This is a genomic window from Streptomyces sp. NBC_00385, from assembly GCF_035917155.1.
GTDB lineage: Bacteria > Actinomycetota > Actinomycetes > Streptomycetales > Streptomycetaceae > Streptomyces > Streptomyces poriferorum.
Genome location: NZ_CP107951.1, coordinates 1,554,968 through 1,569,662, shown reverse-complemented (window position 1 = coordinate 1,569,662; position 14,695 = coordinate 1,554,968). Strand labels below are relative to the sequence as shown.

Sequence of the window (14,695 nt, the reverse complement as noted above, 5' to 3'; positions counted from 1 at the left end):
TCGTTTGGGTGACGGTAGTCAACGGTCCGCGATAAAGTCCCGGTCCCCGAAGGGACGGCACCGGGACTTTCGACAGGAGAGGCGCCGGTATGACGGCATTCTCGCTCGATCCGGCACAGACCGCCTGGTGCGAGGAGCTGCGCACCCTGGCCGATGAGCGGCTTCGTCCGCTTGCCGGGAAGGGCGAGCCGGGGCACGTCAACCGCCCTCTGGTGGCGGCGCTCGGCGAGCTCGGGCTGCTGGACCGGCTGCTCGGCTCCGGCGCCCTCGACCTGTGCCTGCTGCGCGAATCACTCGCCCGCGGCTGCACGGAGGCCGAGACGGCCCTGGCGCTCCAGGGCCTCGGGACGTACCCGATCGTGCAGGCAGGCACCCCGGCCCACCGCGAGCGCTGGCTCCCCGAGGTCCGCGCCGGCCGGGCCGTCGCCGCCTTCGCGCTCAGCGAGCCGGGGGCCGGGTCCGACGCGGCGGCCCTGGCCCTGGACGCCGTACACGCGCCCGACGGCTGGCGGCTGACCGGCGAGAAGTGCTGGATCTCCAACGCCCCGGAGGCGGACTTCTACACCGTCTTCGCCCGGACGACGCAGGGCGCCGGAGCGCGGGGCGTCACCGCGTTCCTGGTCCCCGCCGACCGACCCGGCCTGACCGGCACCCCGCTGGACATGCTGTCCCCGCACCCGATCGGCGCCCTCCGCTTCGACGGAGTCCCGGTCACCCCGGACGACGTGCTCGGCGAACCGGACCGGGGCTTCCGGGTCGCCATGAACACCCTCAACCTCTTCCGGCCCAGTGTCGGCGCCTTCGCCCTCGGCATGGCCCGGGCCGCGCTCGACGCCACCGTGGAACACACCGCCACCCGGACCGCGTTCGGTGGACCGCTGAGCGATCTGCAGGCCGTCTCCCACCAGGTCGCGGAGATGGCCACCCGCACCGAGGCCGCCCGGCTGCTCGTGTACGCGGCCGCCGCCGCGTACGACGCGGGGGAGCCGGGCGTCCCGCGGCGGGCCGCCATGGCGAAGCTGTACGCCACCGAGACCGCGCAGTACGTCGTGGACACCGCCGTCCAGCTGCACGGCGCCCGCGCCCTGCGCCGCGGCCATCTGCTCGAACACCTCTACCGCGAGGTCCGCGCCCCCCGCATCTACGAGGGCGCGAGCGAGGTACAGCGCACCATCATCGCCAAGGAGCTGTACGCGAACCGGGAGCCGTCCGCATGAGCCCGATCCACCGGATCAACCCCGCCGAACTCTCCCCGCCCGCCGGCTTCTCGCACGCGGTCACCGCCACCGGGAGCCAACTGGTCTTCCTCGCCGGACAGACCGCCCTCGACCAGCGGGGCGACATCGTCGGATCCACCCTGCCCGAGCAGTTCGCCACCGCGCTCACCAACCTGCTCGGCGCCCTGCGCGCGGCCGGGGGCGCCCCCGCCGACCTGGCACGGGTCACGGTTTACGCCACCGATGTCGCCGACTACCGGGCGAACGCCACGGAGCTGGGCCGGATCTGGCGGCGGCTGGCGGGCCGCGACTACCCGGCGATGGCGGTCATCGGGGCGGTGCGGCTCTGGGACGAACAGGCCCTGGTCGAGATCGACGGGGTGGCGGTCCTGCCCTGACCGCGCGAACGCCCCGTACGGGCCCGGGAATCCGGGCCGCACGGGGCGTTCGGAGCAGGGCAGTGCCTCAGTACGGCTGCACCAGCACGTGCGCCGCACCCGGGATGCCGATCTTCAGCAGCTCGTCCTCCTCGGGCGTCGTCTGCCCGCCCGTCTCCTGCTTCAGCACGGCGCGCGACATGGCCTGCACCCACATCGCGCGGGGGCGGCGACGGGCCTCCCAGGCGTCGAGCGCGGCCGCGACGTCCGCCTCGGCGTCCAGCGACTCGGCGAGCACCAGCGCGTCCTCCACGGCCATTGCCGCGCCCTGCGCGATGTGCGGGGTGCTCGCGTGCGCGGCGTCACCGGCCAGCACCACGCGGCCGACGTGCCACGGCTCCTCGACGGTCACCTGGGAGATCCGCGAGTACACCACGGCTTCCGGTCCGGTGATGGTGGCGAGTGCCTCGGCGACCGGGCCGGAGAACATCGGCAGCCGCTCCTTGAGCTGCTCGTGCGCCTTCTCGTCGTCGGGCCGGAAGTCCTCGGCCTCGGCGAACACCGTGCCCAGGTACATCAGCTCGTCCGTGATCGGGGTGAGCAGCGCCTTGGCGGCCTGGCCCGCGGTGCCCATGACGACACCCTTGACCTGCTCCTGACGGGGCACGGTGACCCGCCAGTTGGCGAAGCCGGTGTACTGGGGGACGTAGCGGTCGCCGTACAGCCGGGTGCGCAGCGGCGAGCCGATGCCGTCGAAGCCGACGACCAGGTCCCAGCGCGCGGCGGACCCGTCGGACAGCGTGACGTCCACGCCCTCGCCGTCGTCGGCGAGCTCGGCTATGGTCGCGCCGAAGCGGATCGTCGCCCCGGCCGCCGTGGCCGCGGCACCGAGGATCTGGGCGAGCGCGGGGCGCGGGATGCCGTTGTTCGACGGGGCGTCTCCCATCCGGGGCTGCGGGATCTCGGCCAGGGTGTTGCCGGCCGGGTCGGCGATGGTCAGGACCTCCCACTCGAAGCCCGCCTTGAGGCAGTCGTCGAGGACCCCGATCTCCCGCATGACGTGCAGGGCGTTGGACGGCTGGATGATGCCGACGCCCAGGGCCTCCAGCTCGTCGCGGAGTTCGGCGACCTCGACGGTGTGGCCGCGCCGGGCCAGGGCCGTGGCGAGCGTCAGCCCGCCGATGCCGCCGCCGTGGATCAGGACGCGCAGGGGTGTTGCCATATCGGTTCTCTCCAGTGGGGGAAAAGGTGCGAAGTGTCGGGGGAGGTGATCAGCCGGCCGCGACGGGCAGGCTCATCAGGTGGTCCACGAGGGCCAGCAGCACGTCGCGGCCGAACGGCCGCTCGCGTACGTCGCCGACCAGCAGGGGGACATGCGGATCGAGGTCGAGAGCCGCTCTGATCTCGTCCGGGGTGCGGCTGTTGTGACCGTGGAAGCAGTTGATCGCCACGACGAACGGGATGTCCCGGCTCTCGAAGAAGTCGATCGAGGCGAAGCTGGTCTCCAGCCGGCGCGTGTCGGCGATGACGACGCCGCCGAGGGCTCCGTTGACCAGGTCGTTCCACATGAACCAGAAGCGTTCCTGACCCGGGGTGCCGAACAGGTAGACGACGAGCTCCGGACTGACCGTGATCCGGCCGAAGTCCAGGGCCACGGTGGTCGTGTCCTTCTGTCCGACACCGGCCAGGTCGTCGACACCGATGCTGGCCTTGGTCAGGAACTCCTCGGTGCGCAGGGGCGCGACCTCGCTGACCGCGCCCACGAGGGTGGTCTTGCCGACGCCGAAGCCGCCGGCGACGAGGATTTTCACGGCGGCGGGGGCCGCCTGACTGATGGTCATCTTGGCTCAGAGTCTCCCGAGTCCGTCACGAAGGGCGGCCAGCATCCCCATGTCGGCACCGCCGGCCGCCCGGGCCACCGAAAGGGGCGCACGGGCGAGCAGCAGGCCCTGGGCGACCAGGTCCGCCAGCAGGATCTTGGTCACCGAGACCGGGAGGTTGAGGTCCGCGGAGACCTCGGCGACCGCGGCGGGACGCAGGCAGCGCTCCAGGATCATCCGGTGCTCCGGCTGGAGCCTGCCCGGATGGACCGCCGCGCCGTGCCCGTCCCGCGGGTCGTGCGCGGTCGTCAGCACGGTGATGAGGGTGAAGTCGTCCCGCTCCGGAGCGGTCCGGCCACGGGTGATGGTGTACGGGCGCACCATCGTGCCCGCACCGTCCTCCTCCGTCTCCTCGTCCTCCCAGCGCGGGGTCACGCGAGCGGCCCGTCCCCGCCGCCGAAGGCGTTGAAGCCGCCCCGCACCGGGGTGCTGAGCTTCTGGCCGACCTGCTGGACGAGGTTGTGCATGGCCAGCGACATGATCTCGGCGTCCACCTCCTGGGAGGCGACGACGGCCAGGTGCGTGCCCTGTGCCGCGGAGATGATGAAGAGCCACAGATCCGACAGCTCGACGATCACCTGGTGTACGTCGCCGCCGTTGAAGAGCTGGCCCACACCGCGGGCCAGGCTCTGCTGGCCGGTGCAGATGGCCGCCAGCCGCTCGGCGTCGGACCGCTCGACGGTGCGCGAGTGGCTCACCACCAGACCGTCGTCGGACAGCAGCACGGCGTTCAGGGTCTCGGCCACCGAGTCCACCAGACCGTCGAGCAGCCAGTCGAGGTCCTGGTGAGTGGCGGTAGTGCGTGTCATGACCGTTCTTCTCTCGTGGGGAGGGGGGCAGGGGGGTCGGGCTGCGTCGGCGGCTCGTCGGTCGCGCGGGCGGCGCGGGACCGGCGCTGGAAGGCTCCGATGGCTGCCCCGGCGCGGCGCGGGGCCGGACGGGGCTGCGGGTTCGCCTGCCGGCTCGGGGACGGGGACGCGGCAGACCCGGAGGCCGGCGTGATCCGCAGTTCGTCCACGAGGCTGGCCTGGCGTACCCGGCGCGGCAACGGGGGTTCCGCGGCGGGTGCTGCCGGCAGCGCGGGCCGTCCCGGCCCGCTCTCCCGGCCGGTCGTACCCGCCGCCGGGGGAGCCGGATGGTCGGGTTCGGCCACCGGGAGCCGCCCCGGGTGTCCGGCGGCCGGTACCGGCTGCCGGGGCCCGGGCACCGGGAAGCCGGTCCGGTCGGGGACGCCCGCCCCGTACGGTCCCGGGTACGGCTGATGCGGAGTCATGAACGGCTCCTCGGGCGTCTGGTAGGGCTGGTGCGGTACCGGGTACTGGCCCTCGGCCTTCATGTACGGCTGCTCGGCATCGGCGTACGTGTCCTGGTGGGACGCGCCGTATGTGCTGTCACCCGGGCTGCCGTACGGGCTCCCTTCCGTACCGCCGTACGGGGACGCGGGTACGGCGTGGCCGTACGTGCTTCCCGGCGTGCTGTCGGCGTACGGGGTGTACGGAGTCACCGGATCACCGAACGGGTCGTCGGCGGGGGCCGGCTGCGGCTGCTCCTCCCGGTCGGGGAAGGGCTCCTCCGCCACCGTGTAGGGCGCACCGGTGGTCTCGAACGGTGCGCCGGAGGCGTGCAGAGCGGTGACCCCGGCGAGAGCCTGGCCGCGGCCGCGGCTGGGCAGCGCGTCGGCGTCGCGGGTCGGTGCGGGTTCCGGGGCCGGTGCGGCGCCCGTGTCCTCGGGGGAGGGGACGGCCACCGGACCGGAGTGCGGGCCGGGGACCGTGAGCGCCTCGGGGACGAGGAGGACGACCCGGGTGCCGCCGAAGGCCGACTGGCGGAACTCCACCCGCAGGCCGTGCTGGTCGGCGAGGCGCGCGATCACGTACAGACCGAGCCGGATGTCGTCGGCGTGTGCCAGCACGTCCATCCGGGGCGGCCTGCTCATCAGCTCGTTGGCCTCGGCGAGCTGGTCCTCGTCCATGCCGAGCCCGCGGTCCTCGACCTCGATGGCCAGGCCCCGGCTGACCCGGGCCGCCCTGACCTCGACGGGGCTGGGCGGCTTGGAGAAGGTGAGGGCGTTCTCGATCAGCTCCGCCAGCACATGGGAGACCGGGCCGACGGCCCGCTCCGCGAGCCAGGGAGCGCCGTCCAGGTCCAGCACCACGCGCTGGTAGTCCTGCACCTCGCCCTGGGCGGAGCGCATGACGTCGAGCAGCGGCACGGGCTTGCGCCAGCGCCGGTGCGGGGAGCCGCCGGCGAGGATCACGAGGTTCTCCTCGTAGCGCCGGAGCCGAGCGGTGAGGTGGTCGAGGTCGAAGAGGCCGTCGAGCACCTCGGGGTCCTCGTGCTTGCGCTCCAGCTCGTCCAGTTTCTTCAGCTGCTGGCCGATCAACTGCTGGGTGCGGCGCGCGATGCGCTGCAGCAGCCGCTCGAAGCCGCGGTGCTGGTCGGCCTGCTTGACGGCCGCCTGCAGCGCACTGGTGCGGGCCAGGTCGAGAGCGGCGCCGAGCTGGGTCAGCTCGTCGGCCTTGCTGCCTTCCTTGCGGTCGTGACCGATGGCGCGGGCCTCGGCCTCGACATCGATGCGTTCGCCCTTGCCGAGCCGCTCGACGACGTCGGGCAGGGTCTTCTCCAGCTCCTCGGCCCGCTCCTGGAGCCGGCCGATCCGGCGGCGCAGGTTGCGGGTGAGGCGCCAGGTGATCCAGATGACGGCGATGACGGCGAGGAGGCCGACGACCGTGGTGATGGCGACCCTGATCAGCAGGGAGAGGACACTGTCCTTGCCGTTCGCGACGACCAGGTCGGTGCGGTGCTCCATCAGCTTCATCAGCTGGGGCGTGAGCTCGTCCATCGCGCCGCGCCAGGTCTTCTCGTCGGCGCCGAGCTTGACGAAGCCGGCGCTGTCGGGATCGGCGGGCCGCAGGACCTGGTTCTCCACCCTGGTCTTGGTCTTCCAGGCCGAACTGCCGGAGATCTCGTCCCACATGGCCCGCTCGTCCGCCGGAAGGTAGGGGGCGACCTTGTTGGCGTACTGGAAGGACTGGCCGGACACGGCCTCACGGACCTGCTGGAGGTCGACCGTGCTCAGCTTGCCCCTGGACCAGCCGCGGGCCAGCAGGGCGTCCGAGCGCGAGACCATCTCCTTGGCCCAGAACAGGTCGACGAGCGGCTGCGAGAGCGTGGTGATCTCACCGTTGTCCACATGGCTGAGCGCGGTGAAGAGCTTCATGTCGACCGCGATCAGGTCCGTGTAGTAGCGGTACACGGCCTTCTGCTGGTCGTTGTCCCCCTCGTCGACGAGGGAGCGCTGGGCCGGGAGTTGGGTGATCGCCGTACGGGCCTGGACGACCGCGTCCCGGACCTCGCCCGGTGCGTCGTCGGTGGCGATGTCCGAGAGGGACTGGAAGCTGGTGACTGCTTCGTCGGTCAGCTTGCGCTGCTTGCGCAGCGCATCGGTGGCACCTCCGTGGCGGGCCAGAGCTTCGGCGCTCAGCCGTCGCTCCTCCTGCAGGTTGTAGTACACGATGTTGGACGGCTGGCCGGCCTTCTGGGCCAACAGCCCCTGGGCCGCTTGCCTTTGGAAGTCGAGCAGAGTCTGACCACTGGTGACGGCCCAGAGGGCGGCCAGTGCTACACCGGGGACGATGGCCAGTACGAGCAGGGCCGTCCGCAGCGACATTGTGGTCGAGTCGCTCCGCCTTGACGCGCGCGTGCGCAGGGCATGCTCCTTGACGATGATGCCAGCCTCGCGACTGGTCAAATCCGTTGGAAACTTCGACAGATAGATATTAGTCACACTGCAAAAAAGGAAAGGAAGCGGGCTCACATGTGCATCACTGATCACCCACAGAAACACCATCAACGCGCGGAGCTGTCCGGAAAGTGACGTTACGACAGCGGCCCGCGAAGAAGGGGAGGCGTCGGTTCGAGGAGGTCCGCGATGCGGGGATGACGGTCCATCACCGTCCTTGCGGCGCGCCGTACGGGTGAAGCGCGGCCGGGGATATATCTGTACTTAGTGCCCTTTGTCTGTTCTGTGACCCCGCCCGCCGTGCCGGCCGTATGACCGCGCTCGTCATCTGCCACTTCGTCCTCGCCGCGTGCGCGCGCCCGCTGGTGCGGTGGCTGGGCGCGCGCGCCTTCGTGGTTCTCGCGCTGCCCCCGGCCGCCACCACCTGCTGGGCGTTTGCCCAGTGGGACACGGCTGCCTCCGGCGCGTCGGTCACCTGGTCGTGGAACTGGATCCCCGCGTACGACGTCTCCGTCGCCCTGCGCCTGGACGCCCTGGCCGAACTCATGGTGCTGCTCGCGGCGGGCGTCGGCACGCTCGTCCTGCTCTACTGCGCCTCGTACTTCAGCGACGACACCCCGCAACTGGCCGGATTCGCCGGGAACCTGCTCGCCTTCGCCGGGGCCATGCTCGCCCTCGTCCTCAGCGACGACCTGATCACGCTCTACGTCTTCTGGGAGCTGACCACGGTCTTCTCCTACCTGCTGATCGGATTCGACAGCGAGCAACGGCACAGCCGCCGCTCCGCCCTCCAGGCGCTCACCGTCACCACCCTCGGCGGACTCGCCATGCTCGTCGGCTTCCTGATCATCGGTCAGGCGGCGGGTACCTACCGGATCTCGGAGATCCTCGCCGACCCGCCCCGAACGAGCGTCGCCGTCTCCGTGGCCGTCGTGCTGATCCTGTGCGGGGCCCTGTCGAAATCGGCGATCTGGCCGTTCAGCCTCTGGCTCCCGAACGCCATGGCGGCGCCCACCCCCGTCAGCGCGTATCTGCACGCCGCGGCCATGGTCAAGGCCGGCGTCTACCTCGTCGCCCGGCTCGCCCCCGGCTTCGCCGACGTTCCCGTCTGGCGGCCCGTCGTGATGGTCCTCGGCGCGGCGACGATGCTGCTGGGCGGCTGGCGGGCCCTGCGTCTCAACGACCTGAAGATCGTTCTCGCCTACGGCACCGTCAGCCAGCTCGGCTTCCTCACCCTCCTCGCGGGCGTCGGCAACCGGGACGCGGCGCTGGCCGCCGCCGTCATGATCCTCGGGCACGCCCTGTTCAAGGCACCGCTGTTCCTCGTCACCGGCATCGTCGACCACGCGGCCGGCACCCGGGACCTGCGCAGGCTCTCCGGCGTCGGACGGTCGCTGCCGTACGTCTGCGCCGTCGCCGTGACCGCCGCCGCCTCCATGGCCGCACTGCCCCCGCTGCTCGGCTTCGCCGCGAAGGAGGCGGCCTTCGACGCCCTGCTGCACGGCGACACGGCGGACCGCTGGGCGCTGGGCATCACGGTGGCGGGCTCGATGCTGACCGTCGCGTACACCGTCCGGTTCGTCTGGGGCGCCTTCTGGCGCAAGCCCGGGGTCGCCGACACCCCGGTCCACCGGGTCAGCCCGTCCTTCCTCGCGCCGCCCGCCCTGCTGGCCGTCTGCGGGCTGGTCCTTGGCCCCGGCGTGGGCTGGACCGACCGGCTGCTGAGCGCGTACGCGGACGTCTTCCCCGCCCCCGCCCACCCCTACCACCTCGCGCTCTGGCACGGCTGGGGCACCGCACTGCTGCTGTCGGCCGTCGCCACGGCGGGCGGTGCGGTGCTCTTCGCCGTGCGCGGCCCGGTCATCAGGCTCTCGCGGCGTATCGCCTGGCCGACCGCGGACAGCGTCTTCGGCCATCTGCTGCTCGGCCTCGAACGGCTCTCGCTCCAGATCACCGGCTTCGTCCAGCGGGGCTCCCTGTCGGTCTACCTCGCCACCACCCTGCTCGTCATGCTCGCCGGCCAGCTCACCGTGCTCGGCGTCGATCGGCCCTGGCGCGGAGCGGCGGCGCCGCGGCTCTGGGACGTACCGCTGCAGGGCGCGGTCGCGGCGCTGACCTGCGCGGCGGCGCTGTCCTGTCTGACCGTCAGACGCCGTATGAAGGCCGTGGTGCTGGCCGGGCTCACCGGATACGGGGCCGCGCTGCTCTTCGTCGTCCAGGGCGCACCGGACCTGGCGCTCACGCAGTTCTGCGTGGAGACCGTGTCGATGATCGTGTTCGTGCTGGTGCTGCGGCGGATGCCGGTGCACTTCCAGGAGTCGATGAGCAGCTGGCGGCGGGCCGTCCGGATCCCGGTGGCGCTGGCGGCCGCGGCCACCCTGAGCGTCGTGGTGTGGGTCGCGGCGGCCGCGCGTACCGCGGAGCCCGCCGGTGCCGCCATGGTCGAGGAGACCGCGCACCACGGACTCAAGGACGTGGTGGCCACCATCCTGGTGGACCTGCGGGCCTGGGACACGATGGGGGAGTCCGCGGTCCTGGCCGCAGCGGCGATCGGCGTGACGAGCCTGATCTACCTGCACCGTCGCGCGGAGGGCGACCCGGCGCCCCCGGAGGCGCGGCGGCACACCGCCTGGTCGGTGGCCACGCCCCCGCTGACGGGAGTTCCGCACGGCGACGAAGGCGCCCCCGAGCGCAGCTGGCTGGCAGCCGGCTCCACACTCGCACCCGAGCACCGCTCCCTCGTCTTCGAGGTCGTGGCACGGCTGCTGTTCCACCCGATCCTGGTGCTCTCGGCCTATCTGCTGTTCTGCGCGGAGAACATGCCGGGCGGCGGATTCGTCGCCGGACTGGTCGCCGGGGTCGCGCTGATCACCCGCTACCTGGCGGGCGGCCGATTCGAACTCGCCGAAGCCGCGCCCCTGCAGCCCGGGCTCTTCACCGGCCTCGGCCTGTTCCTGTCCACCGGGGTGGCGCTGCTCGGCCTCGCGGACGGCACCGTCCTGCACGCCTGGACCCACCACGGCCACCTGCCGCTGATCGGCGACTATCAGTTCGGTACGCCGGTGATCTTCGACTGCGGGGTCTACCTGCTGGTCCTGGGCGTGGTGCTGGACATCGTGCGGGCCCTCGGCGCCAAGGTCGACCGGCAGATCGAGCGGGCGGCAGCCGTACAGGCGTCCACGGCCGGGCCGGCACCCGGACCGGCCGCTCCCGAGACGGGAGGCACCGCCCCGTGACCGTCAGCGCCTCGCTCCTCGCCACCGCCGCGGTCCTGTGCGCGGTCGGCGGCATCCTCATGCTCACCCGTCCCCTCACCCGGATCCTGCTGGGCGCGGTCATCGCGGGCAACGGCATCAACCTCCTCGTCCTGTCCGCCACCGGATCGGCCGGCCGCGAACCCCTCCTCTACGGCGTCGAACTGGGCCGGGTCACCGACCCGCTGCCCCAGGCCATCGCCCTCACCGCGATCGTCATCACGCTCGCCACCACCGCGTTCCTCCTCGCCATGGCCTACCGCAGCCACCAGTTGACCGGCACGGACGAGGTGCACGACGACGACGAGGACCGGCGCATCGTGCTGCGCGCCGAAGTGCTGGGGGAGCGCGACGAACTGCGCGAGCAGTACCGGGCCGAGGCCGAACCCAGCGCCGAGGCCCGCCGCCGCTACCGCGAGGAGCGCCGCCGTCTGCGGGCCAGACTGCGGGCCGACCGCGCCCTCCAGGCCCGCGGCCGCGACGCGAGCGGGGACCTGTGGCACGACGTCCTGGGCGCCGACCCGGACGACTACGGGGCACAGCGGCCCGCGGAGACGCCGGAGACCCCCACCACCCCCGACGACGCGAACCGAGGAGACACCGGGTGAACGCACTCGTCCCGCTGCCGGTGCTGCTGCCGCTCTGCGCCACCGGCCTCAGCCTCGCCTTCGGCACCCGGCTCAAACAGTTCCAGCGCTTCATCAGCGTCGCCGTCCTCACCGCCGTACTGGGACTCTCGGTCACCCTGATGATCGCCGCCGACACGAACGGCCCGCTCAGCGTGCACCTCGGCGACTTCGCGCCGCCGCTCGGCATCACCCTGGTCGCCGACCGGCTCTCCGGACTCATGCTGACCGTCTCCTCGGCCGTCACCCTCTGCGTCCTCGTCTACTCCCTGGGCCAGGGCATGGCCGACCGGGACGAGGAGACACCGGTCGCCGTCTTCCACCCCGCCTATCTGATCCTCGTCGCCGGGGTCTCCTGCACCTTCCTCGCCGGCGACCTCGTCAACCTGTACGTCGGCTTCGAGATCATGCTGGTCGCCAGCTTCGTCCTGCTCACCCTCGGCGGCACCGGCCCCCGGATCCGGGCGGGCTCCACGTACGTGATCATCTCGCTGTTCTCCTCGATGCTCTTCCTCACCGCCATCGCCATGACGTACGCGGCCACCGGCACCGCCAACTTCGCCCAGCTGGCCGTCCGGCTCGCCGAACTCCCGCTGGGCGTCCAGACCCTGATCCAGGGGATGCTGCTGACCGTCTTCGCCATCAAGGCCGCCGTCTTCCCCCTCGCGGCCTGGCTCCCCGACTCCTACCCGACCGCGCCGGCCCCCGTCACCGCGGTCTTCGCCGGACTCCTGACCAAGGTCGGCGTCTACTGCATGCTGCGCACCGAGACCCTGCTCTTCCCCGGCAACCGGCTCGGCGACCTGCTGATGGCCGCGGCGCTCGCCTCGATGGTCGTCGGCATTCTCGGCGCCGTGGCCCAGACCGACCTGAAGCGGCTGCTCTCCTTCACCCTCATCAGCCACATCGGCTACATGGTCTTCGGCATCGGCCTCGCCACCCGGGAGGCGTACGGCGGCGCGATCGTCTACGTCGTCCACCACATCACCGTCCAGACCACGCTGTTCCTGGTGGCCGGGCTGATCGAGCGGCGGGGCGGCACCACCGAGCTGACCCGGCTCGGCGGCATCGCCAAGGCCGCCCCGCCGCTCGCCGTCCTGTTCTTCGTACCCGCGATGAACCTGGCCGGCATCCCGCCGCTCTCCGGCTTCGTCGGCAAGCTCGGACTCATGCGCGCCGGTGTCGCCGACGGCAGCGTCTGGGCCTGGATCCTCGTCATCGGGTCGACGGCGACGAGCCTGCTCACGCTGTATGTGATGGCCAAGGTCTGGAACCTGGCGTTCTGGAGGGCGGCACCTCCCGGTCAGGCGGCGGACGGCACGGTCCTGGAGTCCGGCGACGACAGCGACGACGACACCGACGAGGGCCCCGACCGGATGCCCGGCACCGGTGACGAAGGGGTACGCCCCCGCCACGAGCCGGCCGGACGCGCGGTCGCGGCCACGCTGCACGGCCATGCCGTCACGACCACGACCAGGCTCCCGCGACTGATGACCTGGGCCACCGCGGCGACGGTCGCACTCGGCCTCGCCTTCACGGTGTTCGCCGGACCGCTGACCTCGTACACCGACCGCTCCGCCGCCGAGCTCATCGCGCGCGTCCCCTACATCGAGGCGGTGCTCGGCCGGTGAGACGCCTGATCACGTTCCCCTACCGGAACAAGAGCCTGCCCCCGCTCAGCTGCGAGTTCGGTGGCCGCCGGCCACGCGTGCTCGACCTCCCGCTGATCGCCTGGCTCACCGTCATCTGGGTGATGCTCTGGTCCAGCCTCAACTGGGCCAACGTGCTGACCGGAGTCGTGGTCGCGGTGGCCGTCTGTCTGGCGTTCCCCCTGCCGCAGGTCGATCTGGGGCTGCGGCTGCACCCCTGGGGCATCCTGCGACTGGTCACCTATCTGCTCTACGACATGTACACCTCCGGAGTGAAGGTCACCCGGCAGATCTTCGCGGACCGCCCGCACCGGGCCGCCGTCATCGCCGTCCCGCTGCGCTGCCGCTCCGACCTGATGCTCACCGCGACCGCCGTCGCGGTGTCCAACGTGCCGGGCGGATCGATCGTCGAGGTGCGCCGCGCCACCGCCACCGTCTTCGTGCACGTCCTCGACGCGGACCGGCCGGCCGAACTGGACGCGGCCCGGCGTTCCGTCTGGCGCATGGAGGAGCTGACCGTCCGGGCCTTCGGCACCCGCGACGAGATCGACCGGGTCGCCGGCCCGCCCCCGGCCGCACCGCACACCGGCGAGCGGCCGGGAGACCAGGAGGAGGGCGCATGAGCGTGCCGGAGACCGTCGACCGGGTGCTGCTGACCGCATCCGTCGTCCTGATCGTCGTCGCCGGAGCGGGCCTGCTGTTCCGTATCTGGCGTGGCCCCTCGATGCTGGACAGGGCGCTCTCGCTCGACGTCTGCGCCGCCCTCATCATCTGCGGGCTCGGCGCCAAGTCCGCCTTCGCGCGGGATCCGTTCTACTTCCCGATCATGCTGGTGCTGGCCTTCCTCGGCTTCACCGGTTCCGTCGGCATCGCCCGCTTCATCGCGGTGCGTGACCGCCCGCCGGGCCGCGCACGTAGCGACGGCGAGCCGCGGACCGGCAAGGAGGCACCATGAGCAGCTGGCTCCAGATCGTGGACACGGCGGGTGCGGTCCTGCTGCTGATCGGCGCGGCCATCTGTCTGCTCGGCGTGATCGGCATGCTGCGTCTGCCGGACGTCCTGTCCCGCAGCCACGCCGCGACCAAGCCGCAGTCACTCGGCATGCTGCTGGTGCTGGCCGGAGTCGCGCTGCGGCTGCGCAGCGGCATGGACCTCGCGACGCTGGCGCTGATCGGCTTCTTCCAGCTGATGACCGGGCCGGTGGCCGCACACCTGGTCGCGCGCTCCGCGTACCGCACGGGCCAGATCGACCACGGCGAGTTGCTCTTCGACGAACTGGACGAGCAGCTCACCGAGGAGAGCTGACGCGGAACCACCCCGCTCGCGGTCAGAACTCCTGGCGCGTCGCGCTGCGGCCGGCGGCGGACAGCAGGGAACCGATCGCGATCCCGATGACGAGATACAGCGCCGCCGAGCCGATCCTGGCATTCAGCGGGGCGGACGTGGTGAAGGGCAGCAGCACCATGACGGCGGTGGCGAGCGTGACGATCCACACGAAGAACGTGCCCGGCTGCGGCGTCGCCAGCATCAGCAGGTGCAGCAGGGCGGTGGCCACCAGAGCGGCGAACGCCGCCCCCATGGCCAGCACCCCCGTCGACGCGTCGCCCATCGCACCGTCGCCCTCCGGCGCGAACACCGGGATCCCGAGCACGCCGCGGATCAGCAGCAGCCCGACGACCGCGGTGAGTGCGGCGACCAGGGCCGTCATCGCGCCACCCGCCCACAGCCGCCCCGCGTCGACGCGGGGGCCCCGGGACCGCGGCCGGTGCTGCGGCGGTACGTATCCGGTCTGCTGCGGCTGCCAGTCGTAACCGTCCTGTGGGTCCATGACCGGACCTCTCCCCTCGATCGACCGAATCCCGATCGTCGGACGGCCGGGGCGCAGGGGCGACCGGGCGCGGTCCGAACGGGTGAGAACGGACCGGGGGTGACGGAGGCTCAGAAGCCCGC

The 14,695-nt window shown here is 72.0% G+C and carries 14 protein-coding genes; 8 read left to right on the top strand and 6 right to left on the bottom strand.

What is annotated here, in order from left to right; genetic code table 11:
* Positions 1-89 precede the first annotated feature (89 nt).
* Together OG959_RS06825 and OG959_RS06820 are read left to right on the top strand one after the other, a co-directional pair.
* Positions 90-1,217, top strand: coding sequence for an acyl-CoA dehydrogenase family protein (locus OG959_RS06825; RefSeq protein ID WP_326657257.1), 1,128 nt, complete (start codon positions 90-92; stop codon positions 1,215-1,217).
* A complete protein-coding gene (locus OG959_RS06820) occupies positions 1,214-1,615 on the top strand; it encodes a RidA family protein (protein ID WP_326657256.1) in 402 nt (133 codons plus the stop codon). Before OG959_RS06825 ends, OG959_RS06820 begins: the two co-directional genes overlap by 4 nt.
* Positions 1,616-1,682: 67 nt before the next feature.
* Here OG959_RS06820 and OG959_RS06815 read toward each other — a convergent pair whose 3' ends face one another.
* Genes OG959_RS06815 through OG959_RS06795 form a run of 5 tightly spaced genes read right to left on the bottom strand, consistent with a single transcriptional unit; the run spans position 1,683 to position 7,144 of the window.
* A complete protein-coding gene (locus OG959_RS06815; RefSeq protein WP_326657255.1) occupies positions 1,683-2,816 on the bottom strand; it encodes an FAD-dependent monooxygenase in 1,134 nt (377 codons plus the stop codon).
* A 49-nt stretch (positions 2,817-2,865) separates the two neighbouring features.
* Complete coding sequence (locus tag OG959_RS06810) at positions 2,866-3,435, bottom strand: GTP-binding protein (protein WP_326657254.1); 570 nt, start codon at positions 3,433-3,435, stop codon at positions 2,866-2,868.
* A 6-nt stretch (positions 3,436-3,441) separates the two neighbouring features.
* Complete coding sequence (locus OG959_RS06805) at positions 3,442-3,849, bottom strand: DUF742 domain-containing protein (RefSeq protein ID WP_442805548.1); 408 nt, start codon at positions 3,847-3,849, stop codon at positions 3,442-3,444.
* Positions 3,846-4,283: a roadblock/LC7 domain-containing protein gene (locus OG959_RS06800; RefSeq protein WP_326657252.1), complete on the bottom strand. Its 438-nt coding sequence runs from the start codon at positions 4,281-4,283 to the stop codon at positions 3,846-3,848. Before OG959_RS06800 ends, OG959_RS06805 begins: the two co-directional genes overlap by 4 nt.
* Positions 4,280-7,144 (bottom strand): nitrate- and nitrite sensing domain-containing protein, encoded by a 2,865-nt coding sequence (locus OG959_RS06795; protein WP_326657251.1) that lies wholly within the window; start codon positions 7,142-7,144, stop codon positions 4,280-4,282. Before OG959_RS06795 ends, OG959_RS06800 begins: the two co-directional genes overlap by 4 nt.
* A gap of 383 nt (positions 7,145-7,527) precedes the next feature.
* Here OG959_RS06795 and OG959_RS06790 point away from each other — a divergent pair, with 383 nt between their 5' ends.
* Genes OG959_RS06790 through mnhG form a run of 6 tightly spaced genes read left to right on the top strand, consistent with a single transcriptional unit; the run spans position 7,528 to position 14,050 of the window.
* Entirely contained in the window at positions 7,528-10,452 is a 2,925-nt protein-coding gene (locus OG959_RS06790) for a Na+/H+ antiporter subunit A (RefSeq protein ID WP_326657250.1), read from the top strand.
* The gene (locus OG959_RS06785) at positions 10,449-11,078 is read left to right on the top strand and encodes a Na(+)/H(+) antiporter subunit C (RefSeq protein WP_326657248.1); all 630 of its coding nucleotides are present in this window, start codon (positions 10,449-10,451) and stop codon (positions 11,076-11,078) included. Before OG959_RS06790 ends, OG959_RS06785 begins: the two co-directional genes overlap by 4 nt.
* The gene (locus OG959_RS06780; RefSeq protein WP_326657247.1) at positions 11,075-12,727 is read left to right on the top strand and encodes a Na+/H+ antiporter subunit D; all 1,653 of its coding nucleotides are present in this window, start codon (positions 11,075-11,077) and stop codon (positions 12,725-12,727) included. Before OG959_RS06785 ends, OG959_RS06780 begins: the two co-directional genes overlap by 4 nt.
* On the top strand, positions 12,724-13,368 hold the full coding sequence (locus OG959_RS06775) for a Na+/H+ antiporter subunit E (RefSeq protein ID WP_326657246.1): 645 nt from the start codon (positions 12,724-12,726) through the stop codon (positions 13,366-13,368). Before OG959_RS06780 ends, OG959_RS06775 begins: the two co-directional genes overlap by 4 nt.
* On the top strand, positions 13,365-13,700 hold the full coding sequence (locus OG959_RS06770; RefSeq protein ID WP_326657245.1) for a monovalent cation/H+ antiporter complex subunit F: 336 nt from the start codon (positions 13,365-13,367) through the stop codon (positions 13,698-13,700). The genes OG959_RS06775 and OG959_RS06770 overlap by 4 nt, the downstream gene beginning before the upstream one ends.
* The gene (gene mnhG / locus OG959_RS06765) at positions 13,697-14,050 is read left to right on the top strand and encodes a monovalent cation/H(+) antiporter subunit G (protein ID WP_148021421.1); all 354 of its coding nucleotides are present in this window, start codon (positions 13,697-13,699) and stop codon (positions 14,048-14,050) included. The genes OG959_RS06770 and mnhG overlap by 4 nt, the downstream gene beginning before the upstream one ends.
* Positions 14,051-14,072: 22 nt before the next feature.
* Here mnhG and OG959_RS06760 read toward each other — a convergent pair whose 3' ends face one another.
* Positions 14,073-14,573, bottom strand: a complete 501-nt coding sequence (locus OG959_RS06760) for a DUF6069 family protein (RefSeq protein WP_326657244.1) — start codon at positions 14,571-14,573, stop codon at positions 14,073-14,075.
* Positions 14,574-14,695 lie beyond the last annotated feature (122 nt).

Coding starts and splice junctions, on each gene's coding strand:
- OG959_RS06825 (WP_326657257.1), top strand. CDS start 90: ATGACGGCATTCTCGCTCGATCCGGCACAGACCGCCTGGTGCGAGGAG.
- OG959_RS06820 (WP_326657256.1), top strand. CDS start 1,214: ATGAGCCCGATCCACCGGATCAACCCCGCCGAACTCTCCCCGCCCGCC.
- OG959_RS06815 (WP_326657255.1), bottom strand. CDS start 2,816: ATGGCAACACCCCTGCGCGTCCTGATCCACGGCGGCGGCATCGGCGGG.
- OG959_RS06810 (WP_326657254.1), bottom strand. CDS start 3,435: ATGACCATCAGTCAGGCGGCCCCCGCCGCCGTGAAAATCCTCGTCGCC.
- OG959_RS06800 (WP_326657252.1), bottom strand. CDS start 4,283: ATGACACGCACTACCGCCACTCACCAGGACCTCGACTGGCTGCTCGAC.
- OG959_RS06795 (WP_326657251.1), bottom strand. CDS start 7,144: ATGTCGCTGCGGACGGCCCTGCTCGTACTGGCCATCGTCCCCGGTGTA.
- OG959_RS06790 (WP_326657250.1), top strand. CDS start 7,528: ATGACCGCGCTCGTCATCTGCCACTTCGTCCTCGCCGCGTGCGCGCGC.
- OG959_RS06770 (WP_326657245.1), top strand. CDS start 13,365: ATGAGCGTGCCGGAGACCGTCGACCGGGTGCTGCTGACCGCATCCGTC.
- mnhG (WP_148021421.1), top strand. CDS start 13,697: ATGAGCAGCTGGCTCCAGATCGTGGACACGGCGGGTGCGGTCCTGCTG.
- OG959_RS06760 (WP_326657244.1), bottom strand. CDS start 14,573: ATGGACCCACAGGACGGTTACGACTGGCAGCCGCAGCAGACCGGATAC.